The sequence below is a fragment of the Nocardia alni genome, from assembly GCF_019038435.1.
In the GTDB taxonomy this organism is placed as follows: Bacteria; Actinomycetota; Actinomycetes; order Mycobacteriales; family Mycobacteriaceae; genus Nocardia; species Nocardia alni.
The window spans coordinates 22929-41698 of record NZ_JAGPOX010000013.1; the positions used below are offsets into that span (position 1 = coordinate 22929).

Consider the following 18770-nt stretch of genomic DNA (forward strand, 5'->3'; position numbering starts at 1 on the left):
GCCCGCCGCCCTTATTGTTCTCGCGTCAGCGGGCCGTCAATTGGAAGGTAAGTCCGACGGGGCTGAAAGTCAGGCCCTCCGAGATGCGTAGTTGGTAGTCCTGGGGGATGGTGATGTCGTAGCGCCGGACGATCAGGGCGATGATCAGGGCGATTTGGTGCAGGGCGAATTGACGTCCGATGCACGCTCGCACGCCGGTGCCGAACGGCTTGAACGAATGTGGCGGGCGGGACCGGACCTGCTCGGGCAGAAAGCGATCCGGGTCGAAGTGTTCGGCGTTCTCGCCCCAGACCGTGTCTCGGTGCAGGGCGGGTAGCAGGACGAAGTAGGGGTCGCCCGCCCGCATCGGGTATTTGCCGCCGAGTGTCGTGTCCTGCTTGGCGACTCGGGAGTACCCCGGTGCCGTCGGCCACAGCCGCAACGACTCGTCGACCGCGCGGCGCAGGTAACGAAGCTTGGACACCTGCTCGAACAGCGGCTCGTCGACGTCGGCCAGCGTGTCGACCTCCTCCTGAACCCGTTGCAGCACAACCGGATCGGCGGCCAGGTAGTACAGCGTGAACGCCATGGCGGCGGAGGTGGTCTCGTGGCCGGCGGCCAGGAAGGTCAGGACCTGGTTGCGGATGTTGACCGGGTCGAGCGTATCGGATTCGAGCATCAGGCCCAGCAGATCCGAACCGCGGTCACCGCCGGTGCGTCCGGCGATTACCTCGTCGACGACGCCGTTGAGGTAGGCGATGTTCTCCGTATTGCGTTCGGCGGCACGCTTGCCCAGGAATCCGCCGGCCATCGGCGGGCGGGTGACCAGCCGCTGCCCGTGGTTGAGCACATCCTCGAGGGCGACGACGAAGGGATGCGTCGTGGCTCGTTCGAAGGAATCGAACGAGTATCCGAAACCGGCTCGGCCGATGATCTCCAGGGTCACCTTGGCCATCGAACCGGTGACGTCGACGGGCCGTACTCCGGCACACTCGTCCCAGGCATCGAGCAGCTGACGGCCCACCGCCAGCATCAGCGGGTGATATCCGCGCATCGCCGTCTGGGAGAACGCCGGCATCAGCAGCTCGTGCGCCTTGCGCCAATTCGGTTCGTGGTTGTAGGCGGTGAGCAGGCCGTCGCCGATCGCCGGGCGCACGACCTCGAGCGCGGGCAGCACATGCTTCTCGAAACGGCGATCGTCGGCCAGTTCGGCCACGAGTTCGGCGCCGGTCACGAACGTGAAACGCAGATTGAAGAATTCACGTTCGAACACCGGGCCGAGTTCACGCGCCAGCGCGGTGGACTCCTGCATGAACGAGGTATGCAGCATCGAGGTCATCGAGCGCTCCCGCTGGGATACACCGGAACGGAGCTGGGCGTACGATCGAAAAGCAGTCCGTGCCAGCGGATTTCGTCCTCGGGTTGGACAGGGCGCAGATCGGGCAGTTCGTCGAACAGCACCCGCAGCGCGATTTCGATCTCGGCGCGTGCCAGATGCGCGCCCACACAGAAGTGCGGTCCGTAGCCGAAGGTGAGGTGCCCGGTGCGCTCGCGCCGCGGGCGCAGTTCGCCGGCGTCGGCGGCCAGCGCGCCGTCGTGATTGACCGCGGCCAGCAGCACGAACACGACCGCACCGGCCGGGATGGTCACGTCCTGGACCTGTACCGGCTCCAGCGCGAATCGCCAGGGCGAGAACGGAAACGGCGGATGGAAGCGCAGCAGTTCCTCCACCGCGGCCTTCGCGTCGTCCTCGTCGTGAAGCAGGTGACGCAGGGTCGCCGCGGTGTGCATCGCGGTCATCGCGCCGAATCCGATGCCGATGGCGGTGGACGAGATGCCCGCTCCGAGCAGCATCGTCACCGTCGAGATCAGCTCACGCTTGTTGATGATCTTCTCGGCGCGGGCGCGATGCAATGCGGCCAGCACGCTGCCCTCGGGCGCGTTATCGGCATTGCGGGAGCAGTCGGTGATGATGTCCAGCAGATCGTGATAGCTCTTGCGCATATCCACCGAGGCCGGGTCGTCTCGGCCACCCAGCTTGCGGCTCAGTACCGCTGCCGCACGCAGGGTTTCGTCCGGCGTGCCCAGCACCCGCGCCATCACGATCTCGGGGACCGGCCGCGCGAAGACCTCCATCAGATCGACCGTGCCGGCATCGCGGAACTCGCCCACCAGATCTCGGCACACCTGCTCGATCTCCGGCCGCCGCCGGTTGATCGCGGCCGCGGACAGCTCGGCGCCCACCACCGCGCGCAGACGCGAGTGCTCGACGCCGTCGCTGTTGAGCATATGCCGGCCTTCGACGACGAAAGCGTCTTCGGCGTAACGGTTTCCGCCCAGGCCGTGCGCGGGGTCGCTCATCCGGCGCAGATCCTTGACCAGACGCTGATCCATCATCGCCCGTTTACCGTCGGCGTATCGTGTGATCACCCAGGCGATCAGGCCGTCGGGCATCTCTACGCGGACCACCGGCCCCTGTTCCCGCAGGGCCTGGCACACCGCGTCGAACTCGTGCTGATCGGCCGTATCGGGGAACGGGAAACTCGTCGCGGCGTCGATCGTGACGGTCATGCCGTCGCAGCCTGGGAGCCGATGGTGTAGGCGATCAGTTCGGCCAGATCCTCGCCGGTCCGGACTTCGACGAGTTCGTCCTCGTCGAGCGAGATGTTCCAGTGCTTCTCGCAGTTGACCACCGTCTGCACCAGGCGCATCGAGTCGATTCCGGGGAGTTCGGTGAGCCGGACGGCGAGGTCCACCTCGGCCGCGGGGCAGCCGAGCAACCTCGCCAGCTCGTTTCGCAGGACCTCGGCGACTTCGGCGGCCTGGTCGGTCAGGGGCTGGGTCATCACGAACTCACTTTCATGGACAGCGGTTCTGCTGCGAGATCGGTGGACAGATGGGCGCGGGCAAGTTCCGCGACCAGCGAGCGCTGCCACTTTCCGCTGGTCGTACGCGGCAACGCCTTGGCGGGGACGAGCAGTACGGAGATCGCCGACAGGGTCAGCGCGCGCGAGACCGCGCCGCTGATCGCGGCGACGAGCGCCGTGCCCTCCGGGCCGTCGGCCGGATGTTCGCTCTCGGCGACGACGATCATGCGTTCGGCGTCGCTGTCGGCGACCGCGACGCAGTGACCCTTGTAGACCCCGGGAACGACGCGCGCGGCCTCCTCGACGTCGTCGGGATAGAAGTTGCGTCCCTGGACGATGATCATCTCCTTGACCCGCCCGACGATGATCAGCTCGCCGTCGTGCAGCAGTCCGAGGTCGCCGGTGCGCAGCCAACCGTCGACGACGGTGGCGCGCGTGATCTCCTCGTCACCGTGGTAGCCCTCGGTGACCGACGGGCCCTGGATCCGGATCTCGCCCACGTGCCCGTCCGGCAGCACGGCGCCGTCGAGACCGGTTATCCGCAAACAGATTCCCGGGACCGGGACGCCGACCGCGACCAGTTCGCGGGCGTTCGGCGAGTCCGGTGACACCGGCCGATAGGCCCGGCCGGGAACGAGTTCGTCGCGGTCCACGATCAGCACCCGCGGCGGCGTCCCGGGAATCGGCAGCGTGACCGCCAGGGTGGCCTCGGCCATTCCGTAGCCCGGGTACATCGTGGCCTCGGGCACGCCCAACGGCCCGAAGGTACGCGCGAATTCCCGCACCGTATGCGCCCGGACCGGCTCCGCGCCGTTGAGTGCGAGTCGCCAGCGCCGCAGCGGCTGCCCTTCCGGCGTGGCGCCGAATGCCTCCGGGGCGGCATCGATGAGCTTGTCGAAGGAGAAGTTCGGCCCGTTCGTGATCGATCCGCCCACCCGCGCGGTGTGCGCCAGGACCGCAGCCGGATTCTTGATGAAGGTCAGCGCGGGGAACAGATGCGCGTCGTTGGGCGTGAGCAGCGAGCACATCAGCGATACCAGGCCCATATCATGGAACAGCGGAACCCACTGCACCAGAACGTCTTCCGACGTCGTCTGGATATGAGTGTTGATCGCGTCCAGGCCGGCTACGAACTGGGCGTGCGTGAGTCGTACCCCCTTGGGACGCGAGGTGCTGCCGGAGCTGAACTGCACCACCGCCAGATCGTCGGGTTCGACTGCCGCCCAGCCGGTCTCGTCGTCCGGGGGCAAATCGTCGAGATCGACCACCTGGAGGCCGGGAATCCGCTCGGCGAGTGCCGATGCCACCGCACGGCCCTTCCGCGTGGTGAGCACGATCCGGATACCACCGGTTCGCATGATGGGCGACAGGTGATCCGCGACGGGGGCGGGGTCGAAAACCATCGGCGGCAGCGGCAGCGCTGTCACCGCCGCGCCCGTGCCGAGACCGCCGAAGAATCCGGCCAGCCACTGTGGGGACGTGGGCATCAGCAGACCGATGAGATCACCCGGGGCAGCGCCCGATTCGCGCAGGCGGCGGGTTACCGGCCGCGCCGCCGCAGGAAGATCGCGGTGTGCCAGTACGGTGTTCGTGTCGGCGAAGGTGACGGCGCGATCGCTGCGGTGCAATGCGTCCAGCAGTTCGATCAATGTCCGCGGCGGAGTCAACTCTCATTCCTCTCGTTCGCCGCGCACCAGGAGCATGGTGACGGTGAACCCGACACCGATATTGACGATCAGGGCGTATTCCCCTGGGGCCGGGCGTCGCTCGGTGCGCAGGTAGTTCAGATTCGCCGCGAGATCACCGGCGAACAGGTGCCCGCTTTGTCCGGACAGATCAACGTATTCGGCGGCCGGCAGCAACCCGTGGAACATCGCCTCGATGAACGCGGGCCGCAGCCGAGGGCCGACGACCATCGACAGCCGGGGGTCGTCGGGTTCGATGTCCGCATCGGCGAAAACCATCTCGACAGCGGTTCGCACGCATCGGCGCACCCGAAAGATGTTGGCGGCGGTGGTAACCGAGGCGACCGGATCGCGCGCGGCCCAGTTCGCCTCCTCCTCGGTGACCGAGCAGGAGGCGATGGACCGGATCGACAATGCGCCGGGGTCGCGGGTCAGCAGCACCGCGGTCGCCGCATCGCCCAGCGGTGTCCCCGTTTCGGGCATCCAGCCCCAGACGGCCTCCGGGCCGTGCACGTCCGCTGTCACGACGAGACTGTGCGTGAGGCGTATCTCGGCCAGCATCTGGGCGACGGCGAACTGCAGCGCGATCGCGCCGCCATTGCTCATCTGCCGAACACCTAGCGCCACAGCATGTTTAGCGCCGAGCAGTCGGGCCAGGCGCGGTGCGGTCGTGCAATCGTCGGGAGTCGGATCGAATATCCGCGAGTGCGTGAGCAGGCCGATGTCGGCGGCCGAAACCCCGCTCTGGTTCAGTGCTCCGAAACTTGCGGTGAGGGCCAGCGATTCAACCGCCGGCTGCTCGACCTCTGGAAGCGCCACCGTTGCCGCTCCGATATGTAACCGACCGTCTACCTGCATAGCCACGCCGTTCCATGATTACCGGTGCTTCGCTGGGAAGTTTACTGACAATCAGTATGTTTCGCGCGGCAAGCGACCGACCGGTAGAGCGTAGAGAACGTGATCCTGTCACCGGAGTGACATCTTTGTTGATCTTTCCTCCGCCGGTACGGTCAGTCGGCGCCGCGCGCGGCCGCCCGTTCGATGGTGTCCATGCAGCGCTGTAAGGCGAAGGCCGGATTGATCTCGAGCGCCTCGGTCGCCTCCTCGTAGATCAGCACGTGGCCCGCGGGAAAGAAGTAGGCCTCGCCGGTGGTGGCGACCTCGTCGGGCTGGCCGGTGCCGGGATACGATGCGCGGATCGTGCCCGAGAAGATGTAGCCGTAGTGGGGGCAGACACAGACCCCGCCGGGCATGCCGCCGACACGGTAGAGCTCGGTGCAGTCCCGCGGTCCGGCGGTTCTGGTCAATCCGACCTCCATATCGCCCCACTGGATGGAGCGAAACCCCTTGCCGCTCAGCGGCCAGCGTCCGCCGCCTCCGGCCGGAAGGTCTTCGAGTCGTGAATGTGGCACGGTGGGTTCTCCTTTACATGTGCCCGCGCGGGTTCATACGCCGAGCAGGTCGAGACTGTGGTGCCGCTCGACGGCACGAGCGAGCCTGCCGGTGAGGTGCTCGATGATCGGCCGATCGACCGCGCGGGTCATCGACCAGAGAAAAAGCCCGTAGGGGAGGTAGGCCCGATACATCCACCAGGCCCGCTCCCGGTCGGGCGGGGTGACGCCCCGGGCGGCGAGGCGGTCGAGATAGTGGTCGAGCAGGGCGCTCTCGTGATCGGCCAAATCGCCCGGATCCAGGACTGTGGCCAAGTGGTAGCCGACGTCCAGAGCCCACACCCCCAGCTGCACGACCTGCCAGTCGATGAGACCCGCGGAACCGTCGGGCAGGTAATAGATGTTGCCCGTGTGCAGGTCGCCGTGCACGAGACAGGACGGTGATCGCGGGCGGAGTCGGTCCATGGCCGTCATCGCCGCGAGGATGCGCTCGGCCCGCCGGGCCGGGGCCGAGAGTTCCTGCGCGCGTCCGTCGTTCAGCAACTCCTGCAATTGGCCGGGGGACAGGTGCCCGGACAGCGAGACCAGGCGTGGCTGAAAGAGCGCGTCGAGCGCGGGGCGAGCCCCGGACCAGGTGGCGGCGTGCAGCGCGGCGAGTTGGTCGAGCGTCGCGGCGGCCCGCTCGATGTCGTAGGCGACCCGGGGGTCCAGGAATTGTGCACCGGCGGCGATGAGATCGTGCATCAGGACCACCGAGTGACCGGTCCGGTCGTCGATCCCGGCATAGACGCAAGGTGGCGTGCGGACCGGAAGCTCCTGTGCGGCAAGGCGATAGAATTCGGCCTCGGTGCGCCCGAATCGCGTGTGCACCGGGTTGAAGTAGCCCTTGGCGCACAGTGCCGCGGGCGCCTGGGCCGATTGCGTGTAATCGACGTGAAACCGGATCTTGGTGGCGACGGTCTCGAGCCGCTCGACCACGCGGGCGCCGGACGCGACCACACCCGGGTGACCGTCCTCCAGCACCGCGGTGAGCCACTTCGCGGACAGCACCACGGCCTCGTCCCGGGGCGCCGGATCGTTCACCGGACTCATCGGGACTCCTGCGGTCCGGCGATCCCGGCAAGCTCACACGCGCGGTGCAGGTACGAGAAATGGCGGGTGCCCGCACCGGACGGCGGCGGCATCGACCTGCGGCTGCGCAAGCTGAGCAGGCCAGCCTTGACCCCGGCGAACACTTCGTGCCACCACAGATCGCCGGTCGAGTTGCCGGTCAGCTCCTGCCACAGGGCGATCGTCTCCTCGCGGGTGCCGAGCCCGTCCAGACGACGCACTCCCTGCCCGGTGGAGAGGGCCTCGTCGAACAGCAGCCACCAGGCCAGGTCCGCGATCCCGCCGGCCAGCGATGTCTGCTCCCAGTCCATCACCCCGACGACCCGGAAATCGTCACCGAACATGATGTTGCCGATACGGGCGTCCCCCCAGGACAATCCGGGACGCGGTGCCGACGGACGGTTCTGGTCGAGCCAGTCGAACAGTGCGGGTACGACGACGGGGATATCGTCGCCCAGCGCCCAGTGCATGTATTCGCGCCAGTACGACAGCTGTTGCTCATCTCCGGTGACGCCGTGTTCGGGCCGGGCGACGAACGGCACCGCCGATATCGGCACGCTGTGGATCGCGGCGAGCTGCCGCATGGCGCTGTCCCAGGCCGTGTGGCGTTCGGCCGGGGTCGCCTCGGTCAGCCAGCCGGTCGCGTTGTACACGGGCATACTCACCGGGACTCGGCCGTGCATACGGCGCATGACATAGAACGGACTGCCGAGGACGGCAGGGTCTGTTTCGATCCATAGTACTTGTGGCACTTGGATTTCAGGGTTGCTTTCCAATGTCATCAGAATTTGATACTGCAGATGGAATTTGGGTTGGTAGAACACCTGACGTTCTGGGGAGGGTGCGATCCGTATGGCCAGCTCTTCGGTAATGTGCCCCGCACGGGCCGTCGTGAGCAGAGTCTCGTTCGAAAAGCCCGCGCCGCGTGGATAAGTCGGCTGATCCAAATCGACGGCGGCAGCGCCGAGCCGCTCGGCCAGCCACGGCCGCAGTGCGGTGACCGCGGCGTCCAGATCGCGGCCTTTGGAAAAGGTGGGCGCATGTTCCATTGCGGCCCCTATCTTTCGGTGGGTGTTACGCCGAATGCCCTGCGGCAGAAGGACCACAGCTTCTCGGCGATATCCTCGGCGTCATCGGGCGCCGGTGCGAAGGCGTAGTGGTGATACACGGACATGACCAGCTTCATCGCCATCCACGAATCGGTGGCGGGGTCGGTGGGCCGCAGCAGGCCGGCCTCGGCGGCCGCGTGTAATTCGTGTTCGATGAGATCGGCGAAGGGTTGGTTGGCCCTGGCCATCTCCGCCGGAAACAGCTGGTAGAGCCGCCAGTGCTCGGCGGTGATGAATCGTGCGTCGACGCCGCCCTGGCCGCCGCGCAGTGAGCGCAAGGATTGCACGATGTAGAAATGCAGCCGGTCGATCGGGTCGGGGAGTTCCCGGGCCGCGGCTTCCACTTCGGCGGCACGTTCGGCGATCACGTCCTCGAAGACGGCCAGCAGCAACTGATCCTTGCCCGCGAAGTGCCGGTAGAAGGTTTGCAGCGCAATGCCGGCTTCCTTGGACAGCTCTTGGGTGGTGAGCTTGTCGCGGTCGGTTGCCAGCAACCGGCGGGCTGCCGCCACGATCACCTGAGCCTGTTCCACACTGCGCGTCCGGGAACGCTGCGCGGACCGCGAGCGGTCGGCGGCGCGGTCGGCCCAGGCCGGGGTGTCGGTGTCTGAATGGGAACGGGAGCTCGAGGTCATCGGGCGATCCTCTCAAACCGGACTGAGGACGACGATCGGAATGGTCCGGCTGGTGCGCGTCTGATAGACGTCGTAATTCGGCCAGTAACTCGTTGCGATACTCCAGAGGCGGTCTCGCTCGGCGCTGGTCGCGGTTCGGGTGGTGACGGCCGTCCGCATGGCTTTGACCTGAATCCGCGCCTCGGTGTTCGCCTGGAGGTTCAGATACCACGCCGGGTGGTGATCCGAACCGCCGGCCGAGGCGACGACGAGGTAGTCGTCGCCGTCGCGGCCGTAGATCAATGCCGACGTGCGTTGCCGGCGGGTTTTCCGGCCCGTCGTCGTCAGCAGCAGGATCGGAACTCCGTTCCATTCGTAACCGTCCGCGCCGTCTGTCTCGAGATAGCGCGTCACGTGCTCCTCGCCCCGCAGGGAGAGGTCGGGCCGTCGGTATTGCGGATTGCTCATTGTGCTCGTTTCAGTTCAGCCGAAGACGACGGGAATCTCGGTGGCGCCGCGTTCGTACATGCCGATGAACCGGGGCGGTTCGGCATCCGGGTCCAGTCGCAGGTTCGGTAGCCGGTCCAGGAGCGCTCCGATGCCCGTGACCATCTCGGCCCGCGCCACGTTCATGCCCAGACAGGCGTGCGCGCCGCTGCCGAAGGCGAACGAGGGCCGCAGCCGCCGGGTGATGTCGTAGGTGTCGGGCTCGTCCCAGCGCGCCGGATCCCGGTTGGCGGCCCCGAGGCACAGGTGCAGCACCGCGCCCGCCGGCAGATGCACTCCGTGAAATTCGGTGTCGCTCATGACATATCGAGAGAACATGGGGTCGGTCGCCTGCCATCGCAGCGCCTCGTCGATGGCAGGTCGCAACAGACCGCGGTCGGCGGCGACCGCGGCCAGCAGTCGCGGCCGTTGCAGCAACGCGGTCAGCGTTATCCCCATCTGCTTCCACGTCGTGCCCGACCCCGCGGTGAGCAGGAGGACCGCGAAGGAGAATATCTCGGCGTCGGACAGGCGTTGGGTCCCGCCGTCCTCACCGCGCAGTTCGGCTTGTACCAGGATGCTGATCAGATCGTCCTCGGGTCGCTCGCGCCGCGCCGCGACGATCGGCCGGATCATCTCGACCACGGTCTCCGGATTGCCCACGGCCGCACGGATTTCCAGTGCCTGCTGCACGGGGACGCCGAAACTTCCGGTGATGGTGAGAACCGGGATCGCGGCACAGAAGTCGACGTTCAACTCGGCGCTGCCGGTGTCGGCGAACCCCTCGATGAGTTCATGCACCGTCTGCTCGATCCAGTTCCGGATCCACCACCCCGCCCGCGCCGGCATGAACGACGGCTGCACGAGCGACCGGTAGCGCCGATGCTGTGCGCCACCCATCGACAGCATGCTGTTGGTCGGGCTGGGCCGGCCGACATTGGGATCGACCGGAACCGGGGACGAGGCGAAGATCTCCGGGTTGCGGTAGGCCGTATCGCAGGCGGCGAAGCTGAACGCGGAGAAGTGTTCCCGATCCGATTGCGGCAGTCCGCTGAAGAGCGCCGGGCCGGTATAGCCCGTCAGTTCGTGCACCGTGCCGGGATGCACCTCGGCTTGCTCCCGGAGGCGATGCCAGACGGGGTAGGGATCCGACTCGTACCCGCCTCCGGTCTGCGCCAGGTAGGCGCCGCGCAGATCGAACAGTTCGCGGATGCGGTCGCGGTCGAGTGTCGTCGCGGAACTCATGGATTCGCCTCGCTCGTCGTTCATTTGGCTACGTAGCCGCCGTCGACCGGGAACAGCACCCCGGTGACGTTGGACGCGTTGTCGGACACCAGGAACACCGCGGCCTGTGCGCAGTCCTCCGCGGTGATCGGCCGGCCGAGTGGATGATTGGCGGCCGTGCGTTCGGCCATTCGTGCGACCGACTCGGCATCCGCGGGTGCGCCGCCCGCTGCCATGAAATGGGTGTACGGCATGCCGGCCGGGCAGATGGCGTTGGCGCGGATGCCGAACGGCGCGCCCTCGATCGCGACCGACCGGGTCAGTTGGTGAACCGCGCCCTTGGTAGCCGAATACACCGCGCCGCCCCAAGCCACGAGTCCGGCAACGGACCCGGTGTTGAGGATGACGCCGCCGCTGCCCTGCCGTTTGAACTGCAGGACAGCGTGTTTGCAACCGAAGAAGACGCCCCCGACGTTCACCGCGACCAGGCGCTGGAAGTCGTCGGCCGTATGCTCCTCCAGCGTCGCACCCAAACGGGGAGTCGGGACGCCGACATTGTTGAACACGATGTCGACGTGGCCGAAGTGCGCCGCCGCGTTCGCGATCAGCGCTTCCACCTCGGCCTCGCGGGCGACATCACATGTCACGGGAAGTGCCGCGCCACCGGCGTTCTCGATCTGCCGCGCGGTGTCCTGGGCGGCATCACCCTGGATGTCGGCGCATACGACACGTGCGCCCTCTGCCGCGAAACGCAGTGCGGAGGCCGCCCCGACGCCGGATCCGGCGCCGGTGACAACGGCTGTTTTCCCTTGCAAAAGCATCGAATTCACACATCCTGTGGTTCGGGAACCGGGTGGCCCCGCATGTCAGACCGCGGCCGCGACCGGTGGCTGGGCGGGGGTGAACCGATACAGCCGTTCGGCGTTGCCGCGCAGGATCTTGTATTGCGTCTCCGGCGGCAGGTGGCCGATGAGTCCCCGTACGGTCTGGATGCAGTTGGGCCACGTGGAATCCGAGTGGGGATAGTCGGTTTCGCACATGATGTTGTCTTCGCCGATGACGTCGATGCTGGCGATGCCGTGGCTGTCCTCGATGAAGCAGCCGAAGACGTGCTCGCGGAAGGCTTCACGAAGATCGAGCGTGTCCAGGTCGACGCCCCGGCTGGCGGCGTGATCGCGCCACTGCACGCCCTTCTTGACCCAGTGGCGCTGTTTGTCCAGTACCTGCTCGGCCCGTTCCAGGAAGTACGGCATCCAGCCGATCTCGCCCTCCGACAGTGCGATCTTCAGGTTGGGGAAGCGCTGGAACATGCCGCTGAACAACCAGGACAGCATGGCGCCGGAGGTTCGGGTGGCGCCCCAGGCGAGGTTGGCCATGAACGGCGCGTCGGGGGAGATGTGCGGCACGGTGGAGGACGAGCCGACGTGCATCGAGACCACCATGTTCAGATCGTTGGCCGCGGCCATCACCGGATCCCAGTAGCCGTCGACGTCGTGAATCGTCGGGAGTCCCAGCGGTGCGGGATTTTCCGAGAAGGCGAAGGTGGTCGCGCCCTTGGCCGCGCAGCGTTCCATTTCGGCCGCGGCGAGTTTCGGGTCCCACAGCGGGATGAGCACCAGCGGGATGTACCGGCCGGGCGCGCTGGCGCACCAATCCTCGATCATCCAGTCGTTGTAGGCCTGCAGGCAGACGAACCCGAACTCGCGGTCACCGGCTTCGGCGAACAGCTGCCCGCAGAACCGGGTCACCGACGGAAAGCACAGGGAAGCAAGGATTCCCGCGCGATCCATATCCTCGATCCGAGCGGCGGCGTCGTAGCAGCCGGGCCTCATCTCGCTGTAGGACAACGGTTTCGGGCTGAACTCCTCCTTGGACTTCCCGGCCACGGCGCTCAGGCCCGAACTGGGCAGGCGTTTGCCGTCGTAGACCCAGCAGTCGATACCGTCGTCATCGATTTCGATATGCGGCGCGCGATCGCGGTCCGCGCGCGGTACCCGGTCCAGCCAGAGATTCGGCGGCTCGAGGATGTGGTCGTCGACCGAGATCAGCCAATCCAGAGACAGGTCGGAAGACATGTCTACTCCTTCGGTTGGGTCATCGAAGTTCGCCGATGACCATGTGTTTGACTTCCTGGAAGGCTCGAATGCCCTCCGGGCCGCGTTCGCGGCCGAGGCCGCTGTGCTTGTATCCGCCGCCGGGGGCGTAGGCACTGACCAAACCCGTGTTGACGTTGACCGCGCCGGTGCGCAGCCGCCGGGCGATCGAGGTCGCCGCGGCGACGTCGGCGCCGTAGACCTGCCCGGACAGGCCGTACCGGCTGTCGTTCGCGATCTGCACGGCGTGGTCGATGTCGCGGTATCCGAGTACCGCCAGCACCGGGCCGAAGATCTCCTCCTGCGCCGCCGGATTGCTGTTGTCCGGTACGTCCAGCACGGTGGGTTCGACGTAGTAGCCGCGGTCCAGTCCAGCGGGTCGCCCACCGCCGTAAGCGATCCGGGCGCCCTTGCCGACCGCCTGTTCGATCAGCCGTTCGCAGCGCTCCCGCTGCGCGGCGCTGATCAGCGGGCCCATCGCGGTGTCCGGGTCGTTGGGCGGGCCCACGCGAAGCTGTGCGTAGGCATACGAAACCGACTCCAGCACTTCGTCTTTGTGCTCCTGCGGCACGAGCATCCGGGTCGCCGCGACGCAGGCCTGTCCCGCGGTTCTGGCGACCACGGCCGCTGCCCCCGCCGGCGCCTTCGCGATCGCGTCGGCGAGATAGATCTGGGCCGACTTGCCACCGAGCTCCAGCGCCACCCGCTTGATCGTCGGCGCGGCCTGTACCCCGATCCGGGCGCCGATGTCGCTGGATCCGGTGAAGGAGACCATATCGACCGCGGGATGGCTGGTCAGCAGCTGTGCTCCGGCGGCGCCGCTCTCCACGACGACGGCGAAGACGCCGGCCGGTAGTCCTGCCGCCTCTGCCGCGGCCCCGAAGATCAGCGACGAGATCGGGGTCAGCGGGCTGGGCCGCAGGATCACCGAATTGCCGGCCAGCAGTGCCGGGACGATCTTCTGCAGGGCCATGATGAACGCCCCGTTGTAAGGGGTGATCGCGCTGACCACGCCGATCGGCTCGTGGCGGCGAATGCTCAACGCCACCCGTCCCCGGATCAGCTCGTCCAGCGGGGCCGGGCTGGGCTGCTCGTGCCGCATCGACAGGTAGAGCTCGATAGTGTTGCGAGCCAGGGACATTCCGGAAAGGAACTGGGAATGCCGGGCGAACGCCAGCGGCTGCCCGGCCTCGGCCACCATGGTCGCGACGAGCTCCTCGCGCGCGGCGTCGACGTGATCGAGGAAGACGCCCAGCACCCGCGCCCGGTCGGCGGCGGGCAGGTCGGCCCAGACGCCGCTGTCGAAACTGCTGCGGGCCTGGACGATCGCCTCCTCGATCCGGGCGAGGGGGGTGGCCATGAGCTCGGTGACCAGTGACTCGTCGGCCGGATTGGTCACGGCCACGACATCATCGCCGGACACCCAGTTCCCGGCCACATACGAGCGACGCTCGGCGAGAATAGCCGTCATCGTTTGTTCTCCATTTCCGTTGCCGCGCAGACTCACAGAGGTTCGCGGGTGTACGCCACGGCCCCGCCGTAGTGCGGTGACGAGTGACAGGCGAGGCCGACCGTGGCGGCCCGTTGCCGGTCACCGGCCCGGCCGGACAGTTGCAAATAGCACTCGAGCATCTGCGGAATGCCGTGCATGCGACCGTTACCGAGTGCACCGCCGCCGGAGAGGACCGGTAGCGCGCCGGGCGCGTCGCTGTCGATGCCGCCGTCGGAGACGAAGCGGTGGGCCTGTCCTACGGGGCACAATCCGAGCGTTTCCAGCCAGAAATAGACGAAGGGTGAGAAACCGTCGTACAGCTGGGGGAGATCGACGTCCTCGGGGCGTAAACCGGTTGCCGCCCAGAGCCTTCGCGCCGTGTCGCAGCCGCCCGCCATGATGTCGTCGAGGGGCCAGTGCGACGGCAGCCGTTCCCGGTGCGGTCCGCTGCTCGCGTATCCGGCGATATACACCGGCGGGTGGGGCAGGTCGCGGGCGCGCTCGGCAGAGGTGAGCACGAAAGTGGCGACGCCGTCGACGGGGATGTCGCAGTCGAGGCGGCGGATGGGGTCGCTCATCATGGGTGCGGTCAGGTATTCCGCCGTGGTGAGCGGCCGGTCGAACCAGTAGGACCACGGGATTCTCGCCCCGTTCTTACGCGCCTCGACGACCACCGCGGCCATCGTTTCCGGGTCCGCCTTGTAGCGCTGCAGATATTCGTTGTAGGGCAGGGCGATCATCGACAGCGGACCGCCGTAGCCCTGCGGCGCGGTCCATTGCTGCGGGCCGGCGGCCGTCGTCATCGAATTGTCGTGATAGCCCCCGCGCGGGTTGTGCAGAGCCCGATGCAGCACAACGTAATCCGCCGCGCCCGCGGCAATCGCATTGACCGCCAGCGCCACCGAACCAGGAATCTGACCGACGCCCTGAAAGCTCGCGACGTAGCGTGGGTCGGCGCCGATCCGGTCGGCCAGCCAGTTGGCGGTCACGGTACTGATCCCGTCCTGCACCGCGTGCGTGCCGGCGGTCGGGAAAAGGGCCGAGGTGACGAACCCGTCGATCATCTCCGGCGCGAGGCCGGCGTCGGCGATCGCCGCTCGCGCCACCTCGACGGTGATGGCGCCGAGCGAGCGATCGAGGCGCCGCTGCACGGCGCTGTGCGCGAAGCCGGCGATCGCGACGCGGCCGCCTCCCGGGAACCGCCCGCTCATCGCCCGGCCTCGTCACCGGTGGGAGTGTCGCCGCGGCCGGGCGTCTCCCGCACCAGGGTGAAGGCGGGTATCGAGATGTCGTCATCGACGTCCTCGAAGACCACCTGCACCGGATCATCGAGGTGCGGATCCGCGGGTTCGCCGAGCAGGCGGCCGATCATGCGGAGACCGGGTTGCGCGGAAAGCTCGACGTCGACGAGGAGGTACGGCACCTGGTCGGCGAATCCGAGCAGAGACGCCTTGCGAACCATCGTCCACGACCGCACCCTGCCCGTCCCGCTCACGGCCTCGAATCGGAACTCGGGCTCGAATGTGCCGCAATGGCGGCATGTTTCGGACGGCGGGAGGGCGAAGCTGTGGCATCGAGCGCACCGAGGCAATGCGAGGGTATGGCGGCGAGCGGCTGCCCAATATCCGGCGGAGTGGTCGTCGGGGATCGGGAGCGGGCGGGTGACCGTCACGGGATCACCCCCGCGTCCTGCAGCCCGGTGATGTCATCCCACGAGTAGCCCATTTCGAGCAGCAGTTGCTCGGTGTGTTCCCCGTGCTCGGGGGCCCGGCGCAGGGCCGGTGGGCGCTCGTCGATCTGCACCGGGCCGGTGGGCAGGCGATAGGACGTCTGCCCGTCGTCGAGTTCCACACTGCCGAGGTACTGGTTCGCTTGCACCTGCGGGTCGTCGAGGAGTTCCTCCACCGCCTGAATTGGAGCCCATGGCGCGTCCAGGCCGGACAGCAACTGCTTCCATTCGGCGAAGGTGCGGGTCGCGAACTCCGCTTCCAGTTCGGCCACACAGGCCTCGCGATGCGCGTTGCGGGTCGCCAGGTCCAGGAACCGCGGATCCACCCGCAGATCGTCGCGCCCGATCAACCGGCAGAATTCGGCCCAGTATCGGTCCGCCTCCAGGAAGACCAGCTGGATGTGCCGGTCGTCCTTGGTCCGGTAGGCGCCCACCAGAGGGTTGACCGCGCCGCCGCGGCCGGACACCGCCCGGGGACGGTTACCGGCCAGCGCGGCGAGAAGATCGGAGGAGAGCATCCACATCGCCGTGGCCAGCAACGAGACGTCGACCACCGTGCCCCGGCCGCTACGCTGCCGGCCCAGCAGCGCCGCGGCGATGCCGAATGCCAGAGCCATCGCGCCGTTTCGATCGCCCATCGCGCCGCGCTGGCTGATGGGATGGTCGCGCTCGGGCGGGGTGAGTACGTGCGCCACGCCGCCCTGGGCCCAGAACGCGGACGAGTCGTAGCCGGCCTTGTCGGCGTTGGGTCCGCGGACACCGAAGCCGTGACCTCGGGCGTAGATCAGGCGCGGATAGCGCTCGGTGAGAGTGTCGGCATCGAGTCCCAGGCGTCCCAGGGCGCCGGGACGGAAATTGGTGAGAAAGACGTCCGCCGTCGCCAGCACCTCGTCGAGCAGTTCGCGGCCGCGTTCGGTGCGCAGGTCGAGCGAGATGGATCTCTTGCCCCGATTCGCCATGGCCAGTGAGAGATTCACGCCGCCGCTGTCACTCCCTATGCCCTGGGTGGCCAACCGGCGATACGGATCCCCCTCGGGGCGTTCGACACGGATGACGTCGGCGCCCCAGTCGGCCAGCAAGGCTCCCGCTACCGGGACGAACACCCACTGGGCCAGCTCGACAACGCGGATGCCGTCGAAGGCTTTCGATTCCACGACCACCTCCTGAACGGCGGAACGAGAATGTGACTCTCGTTACGAGTAGAGCACGACTCTCGCTCGTTCGGGGGTGGTATTTCCAAAATAAGAAATGTTGATCTCTGGCGGGCGGGGCACTCCGCGCGGGCTCAACGGTGTTCAGAGACAGTGGTTTTGCTGGTCCACGGCAATCTGAACGCGCTCACTGAAGTAGCGGTCAGTCGACCGCCTCGGCCAGTCGGGTCGATACCGAACGCCCGGCGCGTCGGCCGGAGAACACGCAGTCCGCGATCGACAGGCCGCTGACGTAGGACTCGGAGCAGATCCCGATCGCGCTGCGTCCGGCGGCGTAGAGTCCGGGAATCGGTTCGCCCGCACCGGATCGCACCGCGCCGGTGTCCTCGTCCACGGCCAGGCCGCCGAGGCTGAACATCGGGCAGGGGTTGGTGAGTTTCGGCCGGACCGAGACGTCCAGCAACGTGTACGGACCCTGTTCGATCGGGTGGGTGAAGTCGCTCGGTTTGCCCATCGGATCGGGTTCGCCGTCGGCGATGGCCTGGTTGTGCGCTCGGATCGTCGCGGCCAGTCCCTCGGGGTGGATCCCGGCGCGGCGCGCCACCTCCTCGGGGGTGTCCGCGCGAATCGCCGAGGTGCGCAACAGTGATTCGGCCTGCAACCGCTGGAACCAGATGGCCTCGTCCGCCAATTGTGCACGGCCGCGGCGCATCACCTCGGCGTCGACCAGCAGCCAGCCTTTTCCGCCCTGGCCTCGGACCAGGGCGTTGCCGACGGCAGCGCCGTAACGGGTCTCATCGATGAACCGCTGCCCCTGCTCGTTCACCAGCAAACCGCCGTAGAACGCGCTGGGCGGTGCGATGAACCGCCACGCCGAGACATTGTCCATCCGCTCGGCCACGCCACCGGCCGCCACACCGAGTGCGATACCGGACCCGTCGTCCCCGCTGGTGCCCAGCGCGAGACCGCCGGTATACCCGGGCGCATGCTGCGCGAGTAGTTCCCGGTTGGCGATATATCCACCCGCACAGAGGATCACGCCACGCCGAGCGCGAATTCGCACCTCGCGCGCATATCGCCGTTCGAGCGCGTCGAGCCGACCCTCGAGCACCCGGCGCAGGGGCGGATAGTAGATGCCGGGTTTGGCGGCAACCGCGGCCATCGCGGCGAACCGTTTGCGGATCGCCGCCGGCGCGTCGGCCATGGAGCGCGCCCGGACGCCGATGATCCGGCCGTCGTCATCACTCTCCAGCGCCACCACCCTGGTGTGCGGGCGCAGCTCGACTCCGGCGCGCATCGCGGCGCGTGCGAGTGGCTGATAGATCTTCTTTCCCGACGCGCCCTTGCCCTTCGCGCGATGCCCGCGCTGTACCGGCGGCGTCACGGCACGGAACTCGCCCGAGCATTCACTGCCGGAGTAGTACAGGTAATACCGGTTGTCCGGATACGAGGTCTTGTACGGGCACACCGACGCTTCGAACGGCACGCCGTGCCCCGTCAGCCACTCGATCATCTCGGGACTCGAATCGACGAACCGCCGCAGCGTCTGTGGCCGGACCGCGTCGCCGACCTCCTTGGTGAGGTACGCGAGCATCGCCTCGGGTGTGTCGCTGATACGAGCCTCGCGCTGAATCGCGGTTCCCCCGCCCGCGTAGACGATGCCACCGGACAGCGCGGTGGCGCCGCCGCCGTTGAAGCGGTCCACGGCCAGCACCTGCGCTCCCGCCGCCCGGGCTTCCAACCCTGCACACGCACCGGCCGCGCCGAACCCGACAATCAGCACGTCCGTGGTCAGATCCCACACCATTGTGATCCTTTCGGCGCTACTGGAGCACGTCTC

18 protein-coding genes are annotated in these 18770 nt (G+C 67.5%); all 18 read right to left on the reverse strand.

Annotated elements, in window-relative coordinates:
* Positions 1 to 25: 25 nt before the first annotated feature.
* The 18 genes from JZ791_RS07640 to JZ791_RS07725 all read right to left on the reverse strand — a co-directional run bounded on the left by JZ791_RS07640 (position 26) and on the right by JZ791_RS07725 (position 18737).
* Positions 26 to 1318 (reverse strand): cytochrome P450, encoded by a 1293-nt coding sequence (locus JZ791_RS07640; RefSeq protein ID WP_254205351.1) that lies wholly within the window; start codon positions 1316 to 1318, stop codon positions 26 to 28.
* A complete protein-coding gene (locus tag JZ791_RS07645) occupies positions 1315 to 2550 on the reverse strand; it encodes a cytochrome P450 (RefSeq protein WP_216893484.1) in 1236 nt (411 codons plus the stop codon). The genes JZ791_RS07640 and JZ791_RS07645 overlap by 4 nt, the downstream gene beginning before the upstream one ends.
* Complete coding sequence (locus JZ791_RS07650; protein ID WP_216893485.1) at positions 2547 to 2825, reverse strand: acyl carrier protein; 279 nt, start codon at positions 2823 to 2825, stop codon at positions 2547 to 2549. The genes JZ791_RS07645 and JZ791_RS07650 overlap by 4 nt, the downstream gene beginning before the upstream one ends.
* Complete coding sequence (locus tag JZ791_RS07655) at positions 2825 to 4513, reverse strand: AMP-binding protein (RefSeq protein WP_216893486.1); 1689 nt, start codon at positions 4511 to 4513, stop codon at positions 2825 to 2827. Before JZ791_RS07655 ends, JZ791_RS07650 begins: the two co-directional genes overlap by 1 nt.
* Positions 4514 to 4516: 3 nt before the next feature.
* Positions 4517 to 5350: a beta-ketoacyl-[acyl-carrier-protein] synthase family protein gene (locus JZ791_RS07660; RefSeq protein ID WP_308162824.1), complete on the reverse strand. Its 834-nt coding sequence runs from the start codon at positions 5348 to 5350 to the stop codon at positions 4517 to 4519.
* A 191-nt stretch (positions 5351 to 5541) separates the two neighbouring features.
* The gene (locus tag JZ791_RS07665) at positions 5542 to 5943 is read right to left on the reverse strand and encodes a hypothetical protein (protein WP_438804490.1); all 402 of its coding nucleotides are present in this window, start codon (positions 5941 to 5943) and stop codon (positions 5542 to 5544) included.
* Positions 5944 to 5976: 33 nt separating this feature from the next.
* The gene (locus JZ791_RS07670) at positions 5977 to 7014 is read right to left on the reverse strand and encodes a phosphotransferase family protein (RefSeq protein ID WP_216893487.1); all 1038 of its coding nucleotides are present in this window, start codon (positions 7012 to 7014) and stop codon (positions 5977 to 5979) included.
* Positions 7011 to 8081: a phosphotransferase family protein gene (locus JZ791_RS07675; protein WP_216893488.1), complete on the reverse strand. Its 1071-nt coding sequence runs from the start codon at positions 8079 to 8081 to the stop codon at positions 7011 to 7013. Before JZ791_RS07675 ends, JZ791_RS07670 begins: the two co-directional genes overlap by 4 nt.
* 8 nt (positions 8082 to 8089) lie before the next feature.
* Positions 8090 to 8776, reverse strand: coding sequence for a TetR/AcrR family transcriptional regulator (locus JZ791_RS07680; protein ID WP_216893489.1), 687 nt, complete (start codon positions 8774 to 8776; stop codon positions 8090 to 8092).
* A gap of 12 nt (positions 8777 to 8788) precedes the next feature.
* Entirely contained in the window at positions 8789 to 9223 is a 435-nt protein-coding gene (locus JZ791_RS07685) for a nitroreductase family deazaflavin-dependent oxidoreductase (RefSeq protein WP_216893490.1), read from the reverse strand.
* A gap of 15 nt (positions 9224 to 9238) precedes the next feature.
* The gene (locus JZ791_RS07690; RefSeq protein WP_216893491.1) at positions 9239 to 10486 is read right to left on the reverse strand and encodes a cytochrome P450; all 1248 of its coding nucleotides are present in this window, start codon (positions 10484 to 10486) and stop codon (positions 9239 to 9241) included.
* Between the two features lie 20 nt (positions 10487 to 10506).
* On the reverse strand, positions 10507 to 11286 hold the full coding sequence (locus tag JZ791_RS07695; RefSeq protein ID WP_216893492.1) for an SDR family NAD(P)-dependent oxidoreductase: 780 nt from the start codon (positions 11284 to 11286) through the stop codon (positions 10507 to 10509).
* A 45-nt stretch (positions 11287 to 11331) separates the two neighbouring features.
* Positions 11332 to 12540, reverse strand: coding sequence for an amidohydrolase family protein (locus JZ791_RS07700; protein WP_216893493.1), 1209 nt, complete (start codon positions 12538 to 12540; stop codon positions 11332 to 11334).
* A gap of 19 nt (positions 12541 to 12559) precedes the next feature.
* The gene (locus JZ791_RS07705; RefSeq protein WP_216893494.1) at positions 12560 to 14029 is read right to left on the reverse strand and encodes an aldehyde dehydrogenase family protein; all 1470 of its coding nucleotides are present in this window, start codon (positions 14027 to 14029) and stop codon (positions 12560 to 12562) included.
* Between the two features lie 32 nt (positions 14030 to 14061).
* Positions 14062 to 15261: a thiolase family protein gene (locus tag JZ791_RS07710; RefSeq protein ID WP_216893495.1), complete on the reverse strand. Its 1200-nt coding sequence runs from the start codon at positions 15259 to 15261 to the stop codon at positions 14062 to 14064.
* Positions 15258 to 15722, reverse strand: a complete 465-nt coding sequence (locus tag JZ791_RS45985; RefSeq protein WP_216893496.1) for a Zn-ribbon domain-containing OB-fold protein — start codon at positions 15720 to 15722, stop codon at positions 15258 to 15260. The genes JZ791_RS07710 and JZ791_RS45985 overlap by 4 nt, the downstream gene beginning before the upstream one ends.
* Positions 15719 to 16933: a CaiB/BaiF CoA transferase family protein gene (locus tag JZ791_RS07720; RefSeq protein ID WP_216893497.1), complete on the reverse strand. Its 1215-nt coding sequence runs from the start codon at positions 16931 to 16933 to the stop codon at positions 15719 to 15721. Before JZ791_RS07720 ends, JZ791_RS45985 begins: the two co-directional genes overlap by 4 nt.
* Before the next feature lie 199 nt (positions 16934 to 17132).
* Positions 17133 to 18737, reverse strand: a complete 1605-nt coding sequence (locus JZ791_RS07725) for an FAD-binding protein (RefSeq protein ID WP_216893498.1) — start codon at positions 18735 to 18737, stop codon at positions 17133 to 17135.
* Positions 18738 to 18770 lie beyond the last annotated feature (33 nt).

Excerpts from the sequence above, each read along its gene's own strand:
- JZ791_RS07690 (WP_216893491.1), bottom strand. The coding sequence starts at position 10,486 with ATGAGTTCCGCGACGACACTCGACCGCGACCGCATCCGCGAACTGTTC.
- JZ791_RS07725 (WP_216893498.1), bottom strand. The coding sequence starts at position 18,737 with ATGGTGTGGGATCTGACCACGGACGTGCTGATTGTCGGGTTCGGCGCG.
- JZ791_RS07710 (WP_216893495.1), bottom strand. The coding sequence starts at position 15,261 with ATGAGCGGGCGGTTCCCGGGAGGCGGCCGCGTCGCGATCGCCGGCTTC.
- JZ791_RS07700 (WP_216893493.1), bottom strand. The coding sequence starts at position 12,540 with ATGTCTTCCGACCTGTCTCTGGATTGGCTGATCTCGGTCGACGACCAC.
- JZ791_RS07705 (WP_216893494.1), bottom strand. The coding sequence starts at position 14,029 with ATGACGGCTATTCTCGCCGAGCGTCGCTCGTATGTGGCCGGGAACTGG.
- JZ791_RS07640 (WP_254205351.1), bottom strand. The coding sequence starts at position 1,318 with ATGACCTCGATGCTGCATACCTCGTTCATGCAGGAGTCCACCGCGCTG.
- JZ791_RS07670 (WP_216893487.1), bottom strand. The coding sequence starts at position 7,014 with ATGAGTCCGGTGAACGATCCGGCGCCCCGGGACGAGGCCGTGGTGCTG.
- JZ791_RS07650 (WP_216893485.1), bottom strand. The coding sequence starts at position 2,825 with ATGACCCAGCCCCTGACCGACCAGGCCGCCGAAGTCGCCGAGGTCCTG.
- JZ791_RS07695 (WP_216893492.1), bottom strand. The coding sequence starts at position 11,286 with ATGCTTTTGCAAGGGAAAACAGCCGTTGTCACCGGCGCCGGATCCGGC.
- JZ791_RS07645 (WP_216893484.1), bottom strand. The coding sequence starts at position 2,550 with ATGACCGTCACGATCGACGCCGCGACGAGTTTCCCGTTCCCCGATACG.
- JZ791_RS07675 (WP_216893488.1), bottom strand. The coding sequence starts at position 8,081 with ATGGAACATGCGCCCACCTTTTCCAAAGGCCGCGATCTGGACGCCGCG.
- JZ791_RS07685 (WP_216893490.1), bottom strand. The coding sequence starts at position 9,223 with ATGAGCAATCCGCAATACCGACGGCCCGACCTCTCCCTGCGGGGCGAG.
- JZ791_RS07680 (WP_216893489.1), bottom strand. The coding sequence starts at position 8,776 with ATGACCTCGAGCTCCCGTTCCCATTCAGACACCGACACCCCGGCCTGG.